This window comes from Rhodococcus sp. NPDC056516, assembly GCF_042794655.1.
Classification (GTDB): domain Bacteria; phylum Actinomycetota; class Actinomycetes; order Mycobacteriales; family Mycobacteriaceae; genus Rhodococcus_F.
Genome location: NZ_JBHTTG010000003.1, coordinates 544492 through 561451, shown reverse-complemented (window position 1 = coordinate 561451; position 16960 = coordinate 544492). Strand labels below are relative to the sequence as shown.

The 16960-nt window shown below is 61.9% G+C and carries 14 protein-coding genes and 1 tRNA gene; 7 read left to right on the top strand and 8 right to left on the bottom strand.

The annotated features are described in order from the left end of the window. Positions 1–4: 4 nt before the first annotated feature. Together ACFQ6Y_RS11935 and ACFQ6Y_RS11930 are read right to left on the bottom strand one after the other, a co-directional pair. Positions 5–2395: a putative bifunctional diguanylate cyclase/phosphodiesterase gene (locus ACFQ6Y_RS11935; RefSeq protein WP_378632360.1), complete on the bottom strand. Its 2391-nt coding sequence runs from the start codon at positions 2393–2395 to the stop codon at positions 5–7. Beyond that, entirely contained in the window at positions 2388–4610 is a 2223-nt protein-coding gene (locus ACFQ6Y_RS11930; RefSeq protein WP_378632356.1) for a putative bifunctional diguanylate cyclase/phosphodiesterase, read from the bottom strand. Before ACFQ6Y_RS11930 ends, ACFQ6Y_RS11935 begins: the two co-directional genes overlap by 8 nt. 380 nt (positions 4611–4990) lie before the next feature. Between ACFQ6Y_RS11930 and ACFQ6Y_RS11925 the strand changes: the two genes are divergently transcribed. The 3 genes from ACFQ6Y_RS11925 (at position 4991) to ACFQ6Y_RS11915 (ending at position 7764) form a co-directional block, all read left to right on the top strand. Beyond that, the gene (locus ACFQ6Y_RS11925; protein ID WP_378632353.1) at positions 4991–5668 is read left to right on the top strand and encodes a tellurium resistance protein; all 678 of its coding nucleotides are present in this window, start codon (positions 4991–4993) and stop codon (positions 5666–5668) included. Positions 5669–5955: 287 nt separating this feature from the next. Then, positions 5956–6150, top strand: coding sequence for a hypothetical protein (locus ACFQ6Y_RS11920; RefSeq protein WP_378539510.1), 195 nt, complete (start codon positions 5956–5958; stop codon positions 6148–6150). A gap of 927 nt (positions 6151–7077) precedes the next feature. Continuing rightward, positions 7078–7764 carry an ammonium transporter gene (locus tag ACFQ6Y_RS11915; RefSeq protein WP_214885212.1) on the top strand — a complete coding sequence of 229 codons (687 nt, stop codon included), beginning with the start codon at positions 7078–7080 and terminating at the stop codon, positions 7762–7764. Between the two features lie 91 nt (positions 7765–7855). Here ACFQ6Y_RS11915 and ACFQ6Y_RS11910 read toward each other — a convergent pair. From ACFQ6Y_RS11910 to ACFQ6Y_RS11885, 6 genes are all read right to left on the bottom strand, one after another. After that, a tRNA-Leu gene (locus tag ACFQ6Y_RS11910) sits at positions 7856–7932 on the bottom strand. Positions 7933–7966: 34 nt separating this feature from the next. Then, positions 7967–8932: an exopolyphosphatase gene (locus ACFQ6Y_RS11905; protein WP_378632349.1), complete on the bottom strand. Its 966-nt coding sequence runs from the start codon at positions 8930–8932 to the stop codon at positions 7967–7969. Next, the gene (locus ACFQ6Y_RS11900) at positions 8929–9474 is read right to left on the bottom strand and encodes a DUF501 domain-containing protein (protein WP_214885201.1); all 546 of its coding nucleotides are present in this window, start codon (positions 9472–9474) and stop codon (positions 8929–8931) included. Before ACFQ6Y_RS11900 ends, ACFQ6Y_RS11905 begins: the two co-directional genes overlap by 4 nt. Beyond that, complete coding sequence (locus tag ACFQ6Y_RS11895) at positions 9471–10196, bottom strand: septum formation initiator family protein (protein WP_378539507.1); 726 nt, start codon at positions 10194–10196, stop codon at positions 9471–9473. Before ACFQ6Y_RS11895 ends, ACFQ6Y_RS11900 begins: the two co-directional genes overlap by 4 nt. A gap of 20 nt (positions 10197–10216) precedes the next feature. Beyond that, entirely contained in the window at positions 10217–11503 is a 1287-nt protein-coding gene (gene eno, locus ACFQ6Y_RS11890; protein WP_347874312.1) for a phosphopyruvate hydratase, read from the bottom strand. A 213-nt stretch (positions 11504–11716) separates the two neighbouring features. Next, complete coding sequence (locus ACFQ6Y_RS11885; RefSeq protein WP_378632345.1) at positions 11717–12529, bottom strand: lytic transglycosylase domain-containing protein; 813 nt, start codon at positions 12527–12529, stop codon at positions 11717–11719. 140 nt (positions 12530–12669) lie between these two features. On the opposite strand from ACFQ6Y_RS11885, the gene efeU reads away from it, so the two are divergent. The 4 genes from efeU (at position 12670) to ACFQ6Y_RS11865 (ending at position 16952) form a co-directional block, all read left to right on the top strand. Then, positions 12670–13572 (top strand): iron uptake transporter permease EfeU, encoded by a 903-nt coding sequence (gene efeU, locus ACFQ6Y_RS11880; protein WP_378543862.1) that lies wholly within the window; start codon positions 12670–12672, stop codon positions 13570–13572. Positions 13573–13586: 14 nt separating this feature from the next. Next, entirely contained in the window at positions 13587–14717 is a 1131-nt protein-coding gene (gene efeO, locus ACFQ6Y_RS11875) for an iron uptake system protein EfeO (RefSeq protein WP_378539505.1), read from the top strand. Then, entirely contained in the window at positions 14718–16004 is a 1287-nt protein-coding gene (gene efeB / locus ACFQ6Y_RS11870; protein ID WP_378632342.1) for an iron uptake transporter deferrochelatase/peroxidase subunit, read from the top strand. 120 nt (positions 16005–16124) lie between these two features. Continuing rightward, positions 16125–16952, top strand: coding sequence for a glycoside hydrolase family 16 protein (locus tag ACFQ6Y_RS11865; protein WP_378539503.1), 828 nt, complete (start codon positions 16125–16127; stop codon positions 16950–16952). Positions 16953–16960: the final 8 nt, after the last annotated feature.

Here is a 16960-nt window from a genome sequence, read left to right as displayed (position 1 = left end):
GTTCTCACTCAGTGGTAGCCGCTGCACCCCGCCTGCTGGAACCGCCGAGTCGCCGATTCAAGTAGTCCGGAATTTCGGCTGCTCGTATCGGCACTCCCTCCAGGTACCCCTGGATCACTTCGCATCCACACTCGATCACTATCGCGCGCTGCCGCTCCGTCTCGACACCCTCGGCGACGGTGTCGAGCCCGAGAGATTTGGCAATCGCGATGACGGCTCGCAGGACAGCGAACCTCGAATTCGAGGGATCCGCGTCCAGTGGTGCGACGAACGCCCGGTCAATCTTCAACCGATCGAGTGGCAGGCGGGCCAAGCTGGCAACCGAGGAGAACCCTGTGCCGAAGTCGTCCATCGCAATGGCGATTCCGAGCGCCGACAGCTGTACCAATACGTCTCGGTCCGCGTCGTCGATGACCAGCGATTCGGTCACCTCGATCTCGAGTCGGCTGGGATCGAGCTTCACCTCGTTCAGTGTCCGGCGTACCGATTCGACGTATCGACTCGAACGCAGTTGAACCTGAGAGACATTGACGGCAACCCGAATGTCCTCCGGCCACGTTGTCGCCGCCGTGCAGGCAGCCCGCAAAACGCCTGCACCAATTGGCACGATCAAGCCAGTTTCCTCGGCGACCGAAATGAAGTCTCCCGGCGAGACGAGACCTGAAGTCGGATGGTTCCACCGCAGCAGAGCCTCGAACCCGACGACAACTCCCGTCGCGGCTGAAACCTGCGGTTGATAGACCAACTCGAACTCTTCGTCGATCAGCGCACGACGAAGATCCAGCAGTGCCCTGGCCCTACCGGTCGCACGATCGCGCAAACTCGCATCGAAGGCGCGGATCTGGTTCCGACCGCTCTCCTTTGCGTGGTACAGCGCGAGGTCGGCAACAATCACCAGGTCTTCGAGGCTGTCGGCGTCGTCGGGCATAGAGCCGTAGCCCAGGCTCGCGCGAATGCGAATCTGATTGCCGACCAGTGAAAATGGTCGTTCGAATGCGTCGAGAATTGTTTGGAATCGCTCCTGCACCTCGTCTGCATTCCCGATGTCGTCGAAGGCGATGTCGTCGAAGGCGATGGCAAACTCGTCACCCCCCAGTCGTCCACAGATCTCGTTCGATCGCAGAACGCTGCGCAGTCTGCTCGCTACATCACGAAGCACGTCGTCTCCGACGTGATGGCCCAACCGGTCGTTGATCGACTTGAAGTTGTCCAGATCCAAGATCGCCAACCACACTCTGCGCCCGTCCCGAAGCCGCGACGACAGTTGAGCGTTGAAGCTGTACCGATTTCTGAGCCCGGTCAGCGAATCGACCTCCGCCAGTCGCAAGATGTTCTGACGCTGGTGATAGGAGTGCGTGATATCGGATCCGACACCGCGCCATCCGTAGTCCGACCGCTCACCGCTGCCGGGGTGCCCTGACATCGACCACCAGCGAGTGTCGCCCCGTACGACGACCTGCAGTGTGAGGTCCCGAAACGCCGTCCCTGCTTCGAAATTCGCAGCGAGGAGAGCTAGGGACTTCCTGCCCGCGTCTGTTCGGGATGCGCCGATCCCGATCAGAATCTCGTGCATGGTGCGGCCCCGGATCTTCGCTGCCGGTAGACCGACCTGCTCGGCGAATCGATACGACACGGTACTGGCGATACCGCGCGAATCGGTCTCCCAGAGCCAATCCTGAGCACCGTCTTCGAGATCGTTGAGCAACAACTCCACAAGATCTCGTTCGTCCTCGGCGACGAGCTCGGCACGTAGCCGTCTCTCGAAAAGGTTGGCCAACAGCAATGTTCCGCTGTAGAGCGAACCCAGAAAGATGACCAGCACCCCGATCAGTACGTAACGCGACGTGCCCGGTTCTGTCCAAAACGCTCCGGCCAGACCGGCCCCGACGAGGCTGATCCAGACGACAGTGATTCCGCGAAACATCATCGTGGGAAATACGCCGACCGCGATCCCGCCGATCAACGTCGAGCTCAGTACCAATTCGTCACCAGGGTCGAGCATCGGGAAGAGAACGAGAGCCAAGCATGCCAGGAGCACTCCCCAGACAACGATTTCGACTGTGAGCACCACCAATTCGGTGGTCTGCGACTCGGAGACGCCGAGACGCGCGCGTCGCACCCAATAAACACTGAATCCGGCGCTCGACAACAGCATGACACTCGACCAGGCGAAGCTGAACCATCCGGCATCCACCGGTAGGAGCACCACGATCGCTGACAACGCAACAGCTGCGGTCAGAAACGACCACGGAAGAACCCGCGCGGTGAACCGCAGCCGTCGATCGAGTAGACGACGGCGATCGTAATCCGAAAGGTGTTGTTCCGAGCCGCTTCGACCGAGCTTGCGCACCGACGTCTCGACACGACGCCTACGGAGTGCTGCCGGGTCATCCATGATGGCCTGCTGTCGCCAGTGCAACCTCGTCGACCGACATGACTCCGCCGGCGGCGTATCCCTGGACAGTCCGCACTCCTGCTGCGGCCACGGACTTCAGGTCCTCCTCACTCTCCACTCCCGAGACGACGACTTCCATTCCCAGTGCGCCGACCAGATCCACGACAGCTTCGAGAATCGGCCGGCCGCCGGGCGCCGCACCGGAGATGGAGCGTTCGATCCGGACTCTCGTGAACGGAAGCCCGGACAGTGATGCAAGGGAGGAGAATCCGGCGCCGAACTCGTCCACCGTCAGTGATACTCCCATTTCCGCGATGGCGTGCAACGCGGCCCTGGACTCGTCGGTGATGGCCGAGGATTCGTTGAGTTGGAGTTCGAGTTGGTCGGCACTGGCACCTGATCGTCGAAGCGAATCCCCTATCGAGTCGACGAAGGAATCCGATTCGAGCTGACGCGTCGATACCGCGACTGCTACCCGCAAGTGATCGGGTAGGCGTGACGCCGCCGCGCAGGCCAGCTCGAAAACTGTTGTCCCGAGCGAGTACGCCAAACCGGTGTCGTCGGCGACACTCATGAATTCTGCGGACGTCACAGCCCCGAGCCGCGCGTTGTGCCAGATCACACGCACCTCCACAGCCACGATCTCGCGGGAGACGACGTCGATCCGGGGCAGCATCTCGAGTTCGAGGTCCTTGTCGGACACGGTGTTCCCCAGATCCTCGAGGAGGCGGGCGCGCCGATCTGCCACGGACTTCATCGAGTCTCGATACTCGCGTACAGCGCCACGCCCGGATTCCTTCGCGGCGAACAACGCCAAGTCTGCTGCGCCCATCAACTCGTCGGCGGAGGCCGGGAGAGCGTCAGGGCGGTAGTACCCGATGCTGCACCCGATCTCCAACCGCGTGCCTGCCACTGTGATCGGCTCATGGAGAGCTTCGATGTAGCGGCCGAGCAGAGTTCGCACGTACGAACTGTCACCCACATCGGTGAATAGAATCGCGAACTCGTCTCCGCCCAAGCGCGCGAACAACTGTGACACCCCTCCGGCTTCGGACAGGCGATCCGCGACCTCCCGCAGAACCGCGTCGCCAACGGTGTGTCCCAGTGTGTCGTTGACCGATTTGAAGTTGTCGAGGTCGAGCATGGCTAATGCGAGGCCGCTCTCGCTTGTGTACGGATCGCGCAGCAGTCGTTCCAGCTCGGTCCAGAAGCTGTGCCGATTCGGCATTCCGGTGAGTGCGTCGACCCGACCCATCCGCACGATTTCGTCGCTCTGCAGTTTCACTTCGGTGACGTCGGAACCGACTCCTCGCCAGACGAACTCGTCGGGTGTGCGGCCGGGTCGCGGCCGTCCGGACACCTGCCACCACCGGATTTCTCCGTGCACTCGGACAGGAACGAGGACGTCGACGAATGCAGTTTTCGTGTGACGGGCTTGCTGCAACTCCATGAGCGCATCGATTCCGCCCGGGATCCGCAACGTGCCCAACTCCATGAACAGGTCCTGCCACGCCGTTCCTTGCAGCTCGGTGGAGTCCAGCCCCGCTTCGACCGCGAGCCGAGTCGGGATTCGATTGAACTTGCCTTTCTGGTCCGTCTCCCACACGAAGTCCCCGGCGTTGCCTTCGAAATCTTCGAGAAGCATCTGCACGACCGATCGTTCCGACGCTGCGCTCAGCTCAGCTCGGTAACGCGATTCCAGATTGCCCGAGACCACTATCGTGCCGCCGATCAGAGCGGCTCCGTAGGCGATCATTCCAATAAGTATTCGTTCGAACTCGGGTCCAGGTTGAAGCCAAAATGCCACCCCGAGGATGACGAGATTGGACAGCACCCAGGTGAGCCCCACCACCCGCAACATCGCGGTGGCCACGGCTCCGGCCCCGGTGATGGATGTGGTGACCGCTATCAGGATCAGATCGCCGGAATCGTCCAGGATCGGGTAGAGGACCAGTGCAAGCGAGGAATACAGGATCCCGACGACGGCGAATTCGACGATGAGAAACACGTACGACATCCGGTACGTCGGTGCGATCAGTTCGAAGCGGATAGCGAGTCCGACGAACATACCCACCAACCCGATCACCGCGGAAAGGATCGGCCACAGGCGCGGCAACAGCCCGCTGTCCGGTGGAATCACAAACAGCGCCAACCCAAGTGTGACGACGAGGTGGACAGCTGCAGCCCATGGCAGCACGCCGAAGGTGACGGCCATCTGTTCACGCGTTACGTCATCGCGTTGCGCAGGTGTCAGTCTTTCTCTCGGGTGCGGTTGCAGACGAGAGAGGACCGACATCACTTACCCTCCCTCTCCCACTCGAAAATTGAGTCGGACGTCCGACTGAGCAATTCTCCCGTAAATGGACACTGCCGTGTCAACCAGTACGTCCGACCTGTTTCGGAGCGAGGTCCGCCCATAGACACAGTAATCAGCAAACTGCTGGTCTGCGCGGTGGTTGGCGCAGCGAGTTGCGCGTCCTCGGGTTGAAATCCGGACATGAGGGACAATGGCCGGAGATCGCCGATCACGTCGGTGGAGATTCCTCGACGGGTAACACGATCGGACTCATTCGAGTTCAGACAAGGACTATCACGATGGCAATCGACTACACCCGACGTTCCGGCGAGTCCACACCGTCGCAGGCACCGGTCAGCCTGAGCAAGATCACGCTCACCAAATCAGCGCCGACGGTCAACCTCGCGAAGGCGGGTGAACGACAAGGCAATATGCGCGTGAACCTCAACTGGTCACAGGGAGCGCCACCGAAGAAGACCGGTTTCCTCGCCAAGCTCGCCGGCGCAGGCTCCGGCGCGGTCGACCTGGATCTCGGATGCCTCTACGAACTCGCCGACGGGTCCAAAGGAGTAGTCCAGGCCTTGGGCAACAGTTTCGGTTCACTGACTTCCCCGCCGTACATTTCGCTCGACGGTGACGACCGCAGTGGCGCGAACACCGGCGGCGAGAACATGCACGTCAATCTCGGTGACCCCAGCGCTTTCCGGCGAATCCTCATCTTCGCGATGATCTACGACGGGGCCCCCAACTGGGCGGCCGTGGACGGCGTAGTCACCCTGTATCCCACCAACGGACCTGAGGTGGAAGTGCGACTCGACTCCGCCAGTAACCAGGAGCGACTGTGCGCGATCGCGCTCATCCAAAGTTCAGGTCAGGGCGTGACGGTTACCCGCGAGGTGCGGTACATCAACGGTAGTCAGTCCGATCTCGATCGGGCATACAACTGGGGAATGAAATGGGCAGCCGGACGAAAGTAGGTGTCGCGGCCGGGGCGTCCCCCATCCGATGGACAAAGTCCGAATCGTCCCCAATGTCGCAAATTACTGGATAGTGTCGAGAAGTGGGGTCGGACATGAGGGGTCACGCTCGACACCGATAGTGGGTCGGTGACGCTATGTGCTTGGCGACGCCGACGTTCGACCGGAAAGGCCCTCGATTTCCCCCGAGATCGAGGGTCTTTTCGTATCTTGCGTCACTGTTCGCCGCGCTCGTACTAGTTGATTGTTAAATTAAACGTTCACCACTGCACTGATGGAGAACGTGAATGTCCACGAATTCAGATCGCCGCCCTCGCCTGCCCGTGAGAATCGCCTACCTCGCCGCGGGGATTCTTTTCGTCGCCGCAATGCTCTTACTGGCGAGCGTCGTCAACCCTGACCGGGACCGCGATTTCTCCATGAACCACGTCCCCGCGGGGACGTCGGCGACTTCCGTCGTCGCCACCACTGACCTCGGCTAACGAAGGTACTGGTACGTAAGTGGCGCGCATCACGAAGTGTGGGTACCTTCAACGCCAATGGTTCGCCGTAGGTCGGTATTGAGAGGGACGGCCAACCACTGCCCTGCCTGGTTGCCCCACCCAAGCAGGCAGGGCACCCCCGGTAATTTAAGCCTCAAGTAACTGTTACCCGGGGAAGACTTGTATCGAACCGGGACGAATCGTACATTTCATCCGGCAGTCGGCCTTCGTCCGACGCCTTCGCCGTCAGTGTCGACGGAACTTCTCTGAACACCACCGCAAGTCGGCCACTTGTCGTGACCGCATTCGTCCTCGCGAAAGGCTCGCCCATGTTCGATTTCTTCGGCGCAATCTCCGGCTTCTTCGGTCTACTGTTCGGCACCGGCTCATCGAGCGGGAGCTCGGGAGGAAGCAGCGACACACCCGTCGCGCCGCCTACCTGATCCACCAGCCTCACCCGGCGCCGATCCGCCGGGTGAGGCTCTCCCGAATCTCTTTGAAACACAACGTAACAGCACTTCAACCCCACCGACTTTTCTGCGGATCCACGCCGACACACTCCGGCGTCCGGACAGTTTCACCACATCGCCTGCAGTAATGCGTCCTGTGTCCGCCATTCTCCGTCGAGGCACACCCGCAGACCTCCCAGCCGACAAGGCACGTATTCGCCGTGAGCCGGTGCCCATTCGGGCAGCGGTCCGGGGATCGCTCGGTCAACCGCACCCCCACATTTTCGCACACATGTTCGATAACCTGGTACTGCAAACGGCACATTCGACTACACCGGCAGCTTCCGGTCGGCCCGAGCGCAACTATCCCTTCCGTCACTTCGGTCTGCTTTAATACGAAGGCTTTGTCGGGGGTTTACCAATGTCCGAAGTTGTCGAGTTTCTGCGAGTACACGCAGGCGAACACGGGGTATGAACTATGGGTTTCTTCAAGAAAGCGGCTGTGACTGCTCTGGCGGTCGCTGCAGTCGGAGCATCAACAGGGATCGCATCGGCTGATCCGTCTACCGACGTGAACTACGAAGCGAAGGTCGTCGACAAGTCGATCGTCACCACCATCGACGCCGGGCTGTTCAAGGTCTCCGGCGACGGCAAGTCCGTTGTCTTGCAGGACAGCAAGGGAGCCGACCTGGTTTCCCTGCCTCTCGCATACAACCTCGGAGATCTGCAGTTTCCCTTCGATCGTGCGATCAGCGAAGACGGTAAGACCCTCACGCTGACACCGATCACCGATTCGGCGAAGGCCACCCCTCGGCCCGAGAGTGCGCCTGCGGCAAAGGAATGGACGCCCGTCGCCTCGCCCGAGGAAAATGATCGAGCAATCGCACACTTCCAGAGCCAGCTCGGTCTCGGCACTCAGGTTGGCAGTCTGCTTGGCACCATCGTCGGCGCCGGAATCGGGTGCGCTGTCGGCGCTCCGCTGGGCTTGACCATCGTCGGTCTCCCCGTCGCTGCGGCACTGTGCTTGGGTGGTCTCGCGACAGGAGCCGGCATCGGCGGTGTCGCCGGAACGATCCTCGGCGGCGGCGGCGCGGCAGTCGTGGCCGGTATCGATCTCGTCAACACGCTGAATGCTCCTGCAGGGACGACCGTCTGGGCTCAGTAGCCCCGACAACCAGTCGTTGCTCCACGAAAAACCCCGCCCGTCCGCATGAGGACGAGCGGGGTTTTTCGATTCGTTGTGCAGGCGGATTACTTGGTGCCCCCAGTCGGACTCGAACCGACACTTGACGGATTTTAAGTCCGTTGCCTCTGCCAATTGGGCTATGGGGGCCTTGACGCACCCGACTGGTCGGGTGCGGCAGGGATCAGACTATCGGGTCGGTCTGGGCTATCGACATCGCGATGCCGTCGAGGATGTCGTGTTCGCTGACAATCAGTTCGGTGATCCCGGCTTTGGCCTCGAAGGTCTGAGCCAGCACCGTGGTGATGATCGCTCCGCCGCCGATGACGTCCACCCGCCCCGGATGCATCGGACCGAAGGCAGCACGATCAACCCGCGGCATGGCAATGAGACGCTCACACACGTCGAACAGTTGCTTGAACGGAATCCTCGACAGGTGCACCTTCTCGGCGTCGTACTCCGGAAGATCCTGCGCGATTGCGGCCAGAGTCGTCATGGTTCCAGCGACACCCACCCACGTGTGCGCCTTCTCGACGGGTACGGCCTCGAACGCCTCGGACAATTTCGCGGTCGCAAAAGCCGTCGCCTCGGAAACCTGCTCTGCCGTAGGCGGATCCGACGGTAAGCACCGCTCCGTGACGCGCACACAGCCGATGTCGGTGGAGTACGCAGCCTGGACGCCAGAGGCATCACCGAGGACAACTTCAGTGGATCCGCCGCCGAGATCGACCACCACGAAGGGGCCCTCCGACGGATCGAGTTCTCCCACAGCACCGCTGAACGAGAGGCGCGCCTCTTCGTCGCCGGTGATCACCTCGGCTCCGGATCCGGGAATCACCGCACCGAGCACGTCCCGCGTCATCGTGAAGAAGTCTTCCCGATTCGCAGCGTCGCGAGTAGCCGAGGTAGCGACCATACGAACGGCGGTTGCTCCGGCGTCGGCGATCATCGACGCGTACTCGACCAGCGCAACCCTGGTGCGTTCGATGGCCTCGGGCGCGAACGCCCCTGTTGCATCAACGCCTTGACCGAGTCGCACGACGCGCATCTCGCGTCGGACATCCACCAGACGACCGTCAGCTCCGACGTCGGCGATCAGCAGTCGAATGGAGTTGGTACCGCAATCAACTGCGGCAACACGGCGAGTCACTGGTCGGTGTTGTCGGCATCGTCGATGCCCGGCCAGTCCGCGGGAATTGCAGTGCCGCGGAGCTTTCCGTGACCGGCCAACGCCACGGACTCGTCACCGAGCGGATTCACGCCGGGACCCTTGGCGAGCGAATGCGCCATCAGCACGTGCAGGCACTTGACGCGATCCGGCATCCCACCACCGGCAAAGTCGGTACCGAGAGATTCGATCGCGTCGCGCTCGGCGAGGTACGACTCGTACGCCCGGCGGTAAGCCGCGGCAAGTTCGGGATCCTGCGTCAGACGTTCGGTCATCTCACGCATGACGCCGGCGGATTCCTGACGGCTGGCTTCGGCAGTCAGTCGCGGGTCGGTGAGGTAGTACAACGTCGGGAACGGTGTTCCGTCCGGAAGTTTGGGGGCAGTCTTGACGACGCCCGGCTGACCGTCCGGGCTGCGGTACGCGATCTCGATCACTCCGCGTGGCTCACGGCCCAATTGAGCGGCAACGGCGTCGAGGTCCGCCTGTGAAACCTGTGGGGAATTTTCGGACGTGTTGCTCACCCGGTGGGTACTCCTTGTTCTTCTGGCTCTATCGGCGCCAACGGCATCGGGGCCGGTGTCGTCGTCTCGGGAACCACTGGCGGTTCCGAAATCGTTTGCCACAGATCGCGATACCACGGACCTGTCAGCGGTGTTTCCTTTTCCTGCTTCTTCTCCGGCTCCTTGTAGTCACCGGGAAGCTGAACCTGAAACGGGGTCTCGCCCGGTTTGACGTACCGAAGGCGTTCTCGTGCAAGAGCTTCGATGTACGCAGGGTCGTCGAAGCGTGCGTTCTGCCCTTGCAGCTTTCGCAGCTCTTCCTCGAGCACCTGACGTTCGGCCGCCACCTGCGCGGCGTCCGATCGCTGGCTGATGTAAGTACGCAGCGGCACAGCCAGTGTCAGCGCCAACATGAGTACAACCATCGCGAGCACCACGGCCCGGCTGGTGGACAACCCGAAAATGGTGTTGTCCGACTTGGGAAGCCGAGACCAGAACTTGTTGGTTCCGCTCTTCCCTCGAGCCGACTTCGACCCGCGTGCCGACGCCTTCTCTGTCGAGGCACCCGACTGCGCGGGGTCTGTCACAGCGGAATCAACTGCTGCCGGATCTACCGAAGGTTCCGACGCCCGTGGGCGTCGAGCGCTGTCGCGACGCGCACGAGACGGCGTGTCTCCACGACGGGAACCACGACCCCCCGGACTTCCGCCGGGGGATCGTGGCTTACCGCGCTGTGCAGACACTACTGAATCTTAGATTTCCGTCAGGCCTCGAAAGCGAAGCGCGGGAACGCAACCTCACCGGCGTAACGTGCTGCATCGCCGAGGTTCTCCTCGATACGCAGCAGCTGGTTGTACTTGGCAACGCGCTCGCTGCGGGCCGGAGCACCGGTCTTGATCTGGCCGCTGCCGACGGCAACTGCGAGGTCGGCGATGGTGGTGTCCTCGGTCTCGCCGGACCGGTGGCTCATCATCGTCTTGTAACCGTTGCGGTGAGCGAGATCGACAGCGTCGAGGGTCTCGGTCAGGGTGCCGATCTGGTTGACCTTCACCAGGAGTGCGTTGGCTGCGCCCTTGACGATGCCTTCTTCGAGACGCTCGGGGTTGGTGACGAAAAGGTCGTCGCCGACGAGCTGGATCTTGTTGCCGATCTGATCGGTGAGCGCAACCCAGCCGTCCCAGTCGTCTTCGTCGAGCGGATCCTCGATGGAGACGAGCGGGTATGCGTCGATGAGGTCGGCGTAGAACGCCGCCATCTCGGCCGCCGTGCGGTTCTTGCCCTCGAACTTGTAGCCGGTGCCGTCGGTGTAGAACTCGGTGGCGGCGACGTCGAGAGCGAGCGCGACGTCGGTGCCCAGCTTGAGGCCGGTCTTGTTCACGGCGATCGTGATGAGGTCGAGTGCTTCCTTGGTGCCCGCGACGTCCGGAGCGAATCCGCCTTCGTCACCGAGACCGGTGGAGAGGCCCTTCTCCTTGAGAACCGACTTCAGGGAGTGGTAGACCTCGGTGCCCCAGCGCAGCGATTCCTTGAAGCTCGGTGCGCCGATGGGAGCAACCATGAATTCCTGGACGTCGACACCGGTGTCGGCGTGTGCGCCACCGTTGAGGATGTTCATCATCGGGACGGGGAGTACGTGAGCGTTGGGGCCACCGACGTAACGGAACAGCTCCAGGCCCGAGGACTCGGCAGCGGCGCGAGCGACGGCAAGCGAGGCACCGAGCAAAGCGTTTGCGCCGAGGCGGGACTTGTCCGGGGTGCCGTCTGCGTCGAGCAGCGCCTGGTCGACCGTGCGCTGCTCGGTCGCGTCGATGCCGATGATGGCAGGAGCGATCTCGCCGAGCACAGCCTCTACGGCCTTCTCGACGCCCTTGCCGCCGTAGCGCGCGCCACCGTCGCGCAGTTCGACGGCTTCGTGCTCACCGGTCGAAGCGCCGGACGGCACCGCAGCCCTGGCGAAACTTCCGTCTTCGAGCAGAACCTCGACCTCAACCGTGGGGTTGCCACGGGAATCAAGGATCTCGCGAGCTCCGACCTGCTCAATACTGGCCACTGTGTGGTTCTCCTTCGAATGGGCTTCGCATTGGGGCACGCACTGCGTGCTTGACACTTGGGCTCCGACCCCTCCGGTCGAAAGAGGACCACGATCGCGGCTGGGCCTCTGCAGTGCCAGCACCTCTGTAGTGCCAGCACACAGCCTAACCGCACCGGCCGAAGGCTTCTTTATCGACGCGCGGTCATGGCCCCGACCTGCGGTCGATCACCGTCAGTCCGGCCGAACCCCGACTGAATATGCCGACGCACGATCACGGACCAGCGCGAGATAGTCGCCCGAGAGGTTGTACGCCATCAGCGCCTGCTGCCAGCCGGCTGCGGTAGTGAGGTCGCCCCCGCGTGCGCACAGGTAGCGGGCAGCGGTGAGGGCGGCGTCGTCGATGTTGTCCGGGTCCACGCGGCCGTCGCCGTTGGCGTCGACGCCCCATTTGAGCCAGGTCTCTGGGATGAACTGCATGGGCCCCATGGCACGGTCGTGCACGGGATCGCCGTCCATCGCACCTCCGTCGGTGTCGGGGATCTCGGCAACTCCCGGGCCACCGTCGAGAGGGATTCCCCGAATGATCGGGGTCACCTGGCCCAACGCGTCGACCGACGAACCGTCGTAGGTCCCGTGTCGGCTCTCAACGCTGCCGATACCGGCCAGAGTTGTCCATCCGATTCCGCAGCCGGGAAGCGTCTCGGTCATGACCGCAGCGGCATACCCGTATGCCTCGAGCGCAGTCGTACCGATCCCGATGTCGTCGGACAATCCCGCCGCCCAATCGGCAAGTTGATCGGCACTGCGACCGGGAGCGTTGATGTCGATCGGCGGTGTCGGAGAGCCGCTACCTGGGGGTATGCCCTCCGGAATGGCCACTTTCGGTTCGTTCGATCCACACGCCACTGCGCCAACGCCCAGCAAAGCTGTTCCGGCAGCTACTGCGGCGACGGCTCTCGAAAGACGCCGGGGACTTCTGCGGGCAACGGGGGTTCGGTACACCCTTCCATCATCCACATGCGAGCGAACTACTCCCGAGTCCATTGGTAAAGAACAGTAAAAGCACAGGTCAGGGCATGGTTCCCCGCTGATTGTGGAGTATCTTTTTCTGAGTTAAGGCTGGCCTAGCCTCATGAAGCTGTCCGAACCTGTTTCACCCACTCAGTCAGGAGTCGCCCGTGCCCGTGTCGGTACTCGCTGCCGCGAGCACACCGTCAGTTGCCACTCAGCTATTCGGTAGTGGCCTGATCGGTCTACGCGAAGGCCTCGAAGCGGGCATCGTGGTGATGATTCTCGCTGCCTATCTTGTGAAGGCTCAGCGCAAGGACGCACTCAAATGGGTGTGGCTCGGCGTCGCGATCGCCGTCGCGATGGTGGCGATCATCTTCTTCGCGATCCACTACGGAACATCGACGGTCGACGGCTTGACCGCTGAGATCATCGCAGGCGTTGCCTCCCTGATCGCCGTCGTCATCGTCACGATCATGGTCCTGTGGATGCGCACGGCAGCGAAGAACATTTCCGGGGATCTGAAAGCCGGAATGGAAAAGGCGCTGATCGCGGGCCCCGTCGCCATTCTGTCGCTGTCGTTCTTCGCGGTTGGTCGTGAAGGAGTCGAGACGGCGTTGCTCATGGTCGGATACGCCGAGAACACCGCGGGCAGCTCCTGGCCGCTGGTCGGACTGCTCCTCGGAATTCTGTTGGCCGCCGCCTTGACCGTGGCCATGTACTTCGGCGCCCTCCGCCTCAACCTGACGACGTTCTTCCGGTACACGGCAATCTTCCTCATAGTCGTTGCCGCCGGAATCCTCTCGTACGGCGTTCGCGCTCTACAGACCGGAAACGTCCTGCCGGGCGGATCCTCTCTCGCGTTCAACCTGACGCCCGGCTACGACCCGTCGACCTGGTACGGCACCGTCCTCGCCGGAATCTTCAATTTCCGGCCGGATCCGACTGTCCTGCAAGCCACCGCGTGGGTTGTGTACCTCGTCGTCGTTCTCGCGCTCTTCCTTCGTCCGCTTCCGTCGAAGCCGTCCGAGCCGACGGCCCCGCCTGCGCACGACACACATGTTCCCGAAAAATCCTGAGAGGCATTGCCGACATGCGTAAATCCACCCTCGTACTGGCCACGGCCGCGGTACTTCCCTTCTCCCTCGCCGCATGCACCGAGAAGACGACGGCGAGCGACGGCGACATCGTCGTCACCGCCACCGACGACTCGTGCGAAGTCAGCGCCACGACGGGGACGACCGGCACGTCGACCTTCCAGGTGACGAACAACGGCTCCAAGGTCACCGAGTTCTACGTCTTCGCCGAGGGTGATCGAGCGATGGGCGAGGTCGAGAACATCGGCCCCGGCCTGACCCGTCAGCTGATCGTCTCCCTCCCCGAGGCTGCGACGTATCAGCTCGCATGCAAGCCGGGCATGGTCGGAACCGGAATTCGTCAGGACTTCGTCGTCACCGGTGATTCGCAAGCAGCCACCGACGAGAGCGGCCAGCTCGCCGAGGCAGCCGACGGCTACCGTCGGTATATCCGCAGCCAGATCGTCGCGTTGCAGGACACCGCAGCGCAGTTCGTCGCCGCCGTCCAGTCCGGCAACGTCGATCAGGCAAAGGCACTCTTCCCGATTGCACGTACCTACTACGAGCGCATCGAGCCCGAGGCCGAGAGCTTCGGCGAACTCGATCCCAAGCTGGACCTTCGCGAAGCGGATCTCGAGCCCGGTCAGGTCTGGACCGGATTCCACCGACTCGAGAAGGATCTGTGGGTCACCGGGCTGCAGCCGGACACCAACGCAGTCGCAGATCAGCTACTCGAAGACATCCAGTACCTTGCCGACCAGGTGAACGCAGACGATTACACGATCGATCCCACCAAGATCGCCGGCGATGCCCAAGGACTGCTCGACGAGATCTCGACTTCCAAGATCAGCGGCGAGGAAGACATCTTCTCGCACACCGACCTGTGGGATTTCCAGGCCAACGTCGACGGCTCACAAGCTGCGATCGCGGCACTGAATCCGATTCTGCAGGAACGTAATCCCGAGCTCGCCCAGCGCATCGCCGACCGATTCGCCGACCTCGACGCCGCGCTGGCACAATTCCGCGTCGGCGACGGATTCGTGTACTACGACACCGTTACCGAGGCGCAGCGTCAGGAACTCTCGCGTAAAATCGATGCCCTGTCCGCCGAGGTCAGCCAGGTCCAGGAAGTAGTTGCGGGACAGTAGATGACAGATTCACCAGAAGGCACACCCGCCGCGGAAAACGCAGCACCGCATGCAGTTTCACGACGCCGACTGTTCGGCGCCGTGGGTGCCGGCGCTGTCCTGGCCGGTGCCGGCGCCGTCATCGGACGGGTAACCGCCGACGACAATTCCGGCGCAAATCACGCAGATGTGGTGGCCTTCCGCGGTGAACATCAGGCAGGCATCACGACGCCGGCCCAGGATCGCATGCACTTCGTCGCTTTCGACGTGACGACGCAATCACGTGACGAACTGATCTCGTTGCTGCAGACGTGGACGGCGATGGCCGAACGAATGACTGCGGGTCAGGAAGCAACCGAGGACGGCGCGACCGGCGACGGTCCGTACGCGCCACCGAGTGATACCGGCGAGGCACTCGATCTGGCGCCGTCGCAACTCACCCTGACCATCGGATTCGGACCGTCCCTTTTCGACGACCGTTTCGGGCTCGCTGACAAGAAACCTGCTGCCCTACTGGATCTCCCCCACTTCCGTGCTGACAACCTCGATGCGAATCGCAGCGGGGGTGACATCGCCATCCAGGCGTGCGCCAACGATCCCCAGGTTGCCGTGCATGCGATCCGCAACCTCGCACGAGTCGCTTTCGGGACCGCGTCGGTCAAATGGTCGCAACTCGGGTTCGGACGAACGTCCTCGACTTCGACCACGCAGGCGACACCACGAAATCTGTTCGGGTTCAAGGACGGAACCGCCAATATCAAGGCTGAGGATCCAGGTGCACTCGCCCAGCACGTCTGGGTCGACCCCAACGACGATCAGGCCTGGATGGCAGGCGGATCGTTCCTCGTCGCCAGACGCATTCGGATGCTGATCGAGCAGTGGGATCGCGCAGTTCTCAAGGAGCAGGAAGCCGTCATCGGCCGATCCAAACGCAGCGGAGCGCCGCTCGGTGGCAAGGACGAGTTCGACGAACTCGACCTCGATTCCAAAATGGGGCACGACTTCGTCATCCCGGAGGATTCACACGTGCGCCTGGCCTCGGCCGAGGAACTCGGTGGGATTCAGATCCTGCGCCGCGGATACAACTTCACAGACGGCTCCGACGGCTTCGGCCACCTGGACGCGGGACTGTTCTTCGTCGCATATTGCCGCAATCCAGTCGAGCAGTTTGTTCCGATGCAGCAAAACCTTTCACGACACGATGCGTTGAACGAATACATCCAGCACGTCGGTTCTGCAGTCTTCGCCTGCCCCGGAGGTCTCGCCGACGGACACTATTGGGGCGCAACACTGTTCGACCCCAAATAGTCGATCATTCGGTCCGCTACCACACTTACTACCAAACTTCGAGTTAATTTATATATCGAAGTGATAACAATTCTGGAATCTATGGTCCCAAAGGTGACAACTCGCCCATACGATCTGCGCATGAGAACTTCAGCACTTCTTCGAATTGCCCTTCTTTCAACGACTCTGGCGACGGCGGCGATTACCTTGCCCCCTCTTATATCGCCAGCACGCGCAGCAGATCGTTTCAGTGTCTATGCGTACGACGAGTTCAACGGACCTGCCAATTCAGCCCCCAACCCAGCCATCTGGCGCTACGAAACCGGCGGAGGTTGGGGGAACAACGAAAAGCAGGTGTACACCGACTCACGGTCCAACTCGAGACTGGATGGGCAAGGAAATCTACTCATTCAGGCCCAAAAAGTAGGCAGCACAATCACTTCCGCACGACTTGGAACTTTCGGTAAGGTCGACTTCACCTACGGATTGGTCGAGGCGCGAATAAAACTGCCAGCAGGAAAGGGCATGCATCCGGCATTCTGGACGCTCGGCACGAACCTATATACCGCGGGTTGGCCCGGCTGTGGCGAAATCGACGCAATCGAAACCATCAACGATGCGAAAACATACACGAGTGCCGTGCACGGTCCTACCAAATCCGGAACCCGAGTGACCGGCGTTTGGGACCGCAGTGTCGGCGGCGCCCGACCCGGCACCGATTTCACTGCATTCCACACCTACGGGATACTCAAGCGACCCGGACGAATCGAGACCTACATCGACGGCGTTCGAATGCTATACCTCGATCGGTCACAGGTATCCGGAGCGGAAGCATGGGTGTTCGACGCTCCTGCATACACCTTACTGAATATCGCCGTTGGTGGAACCTGGCCAGGCTTAACCGATTCCACCACACCTTGGCCATCCACGATGACTATCGACTACGTACGTTGGTTCCACGAGAACTGATACGCGGA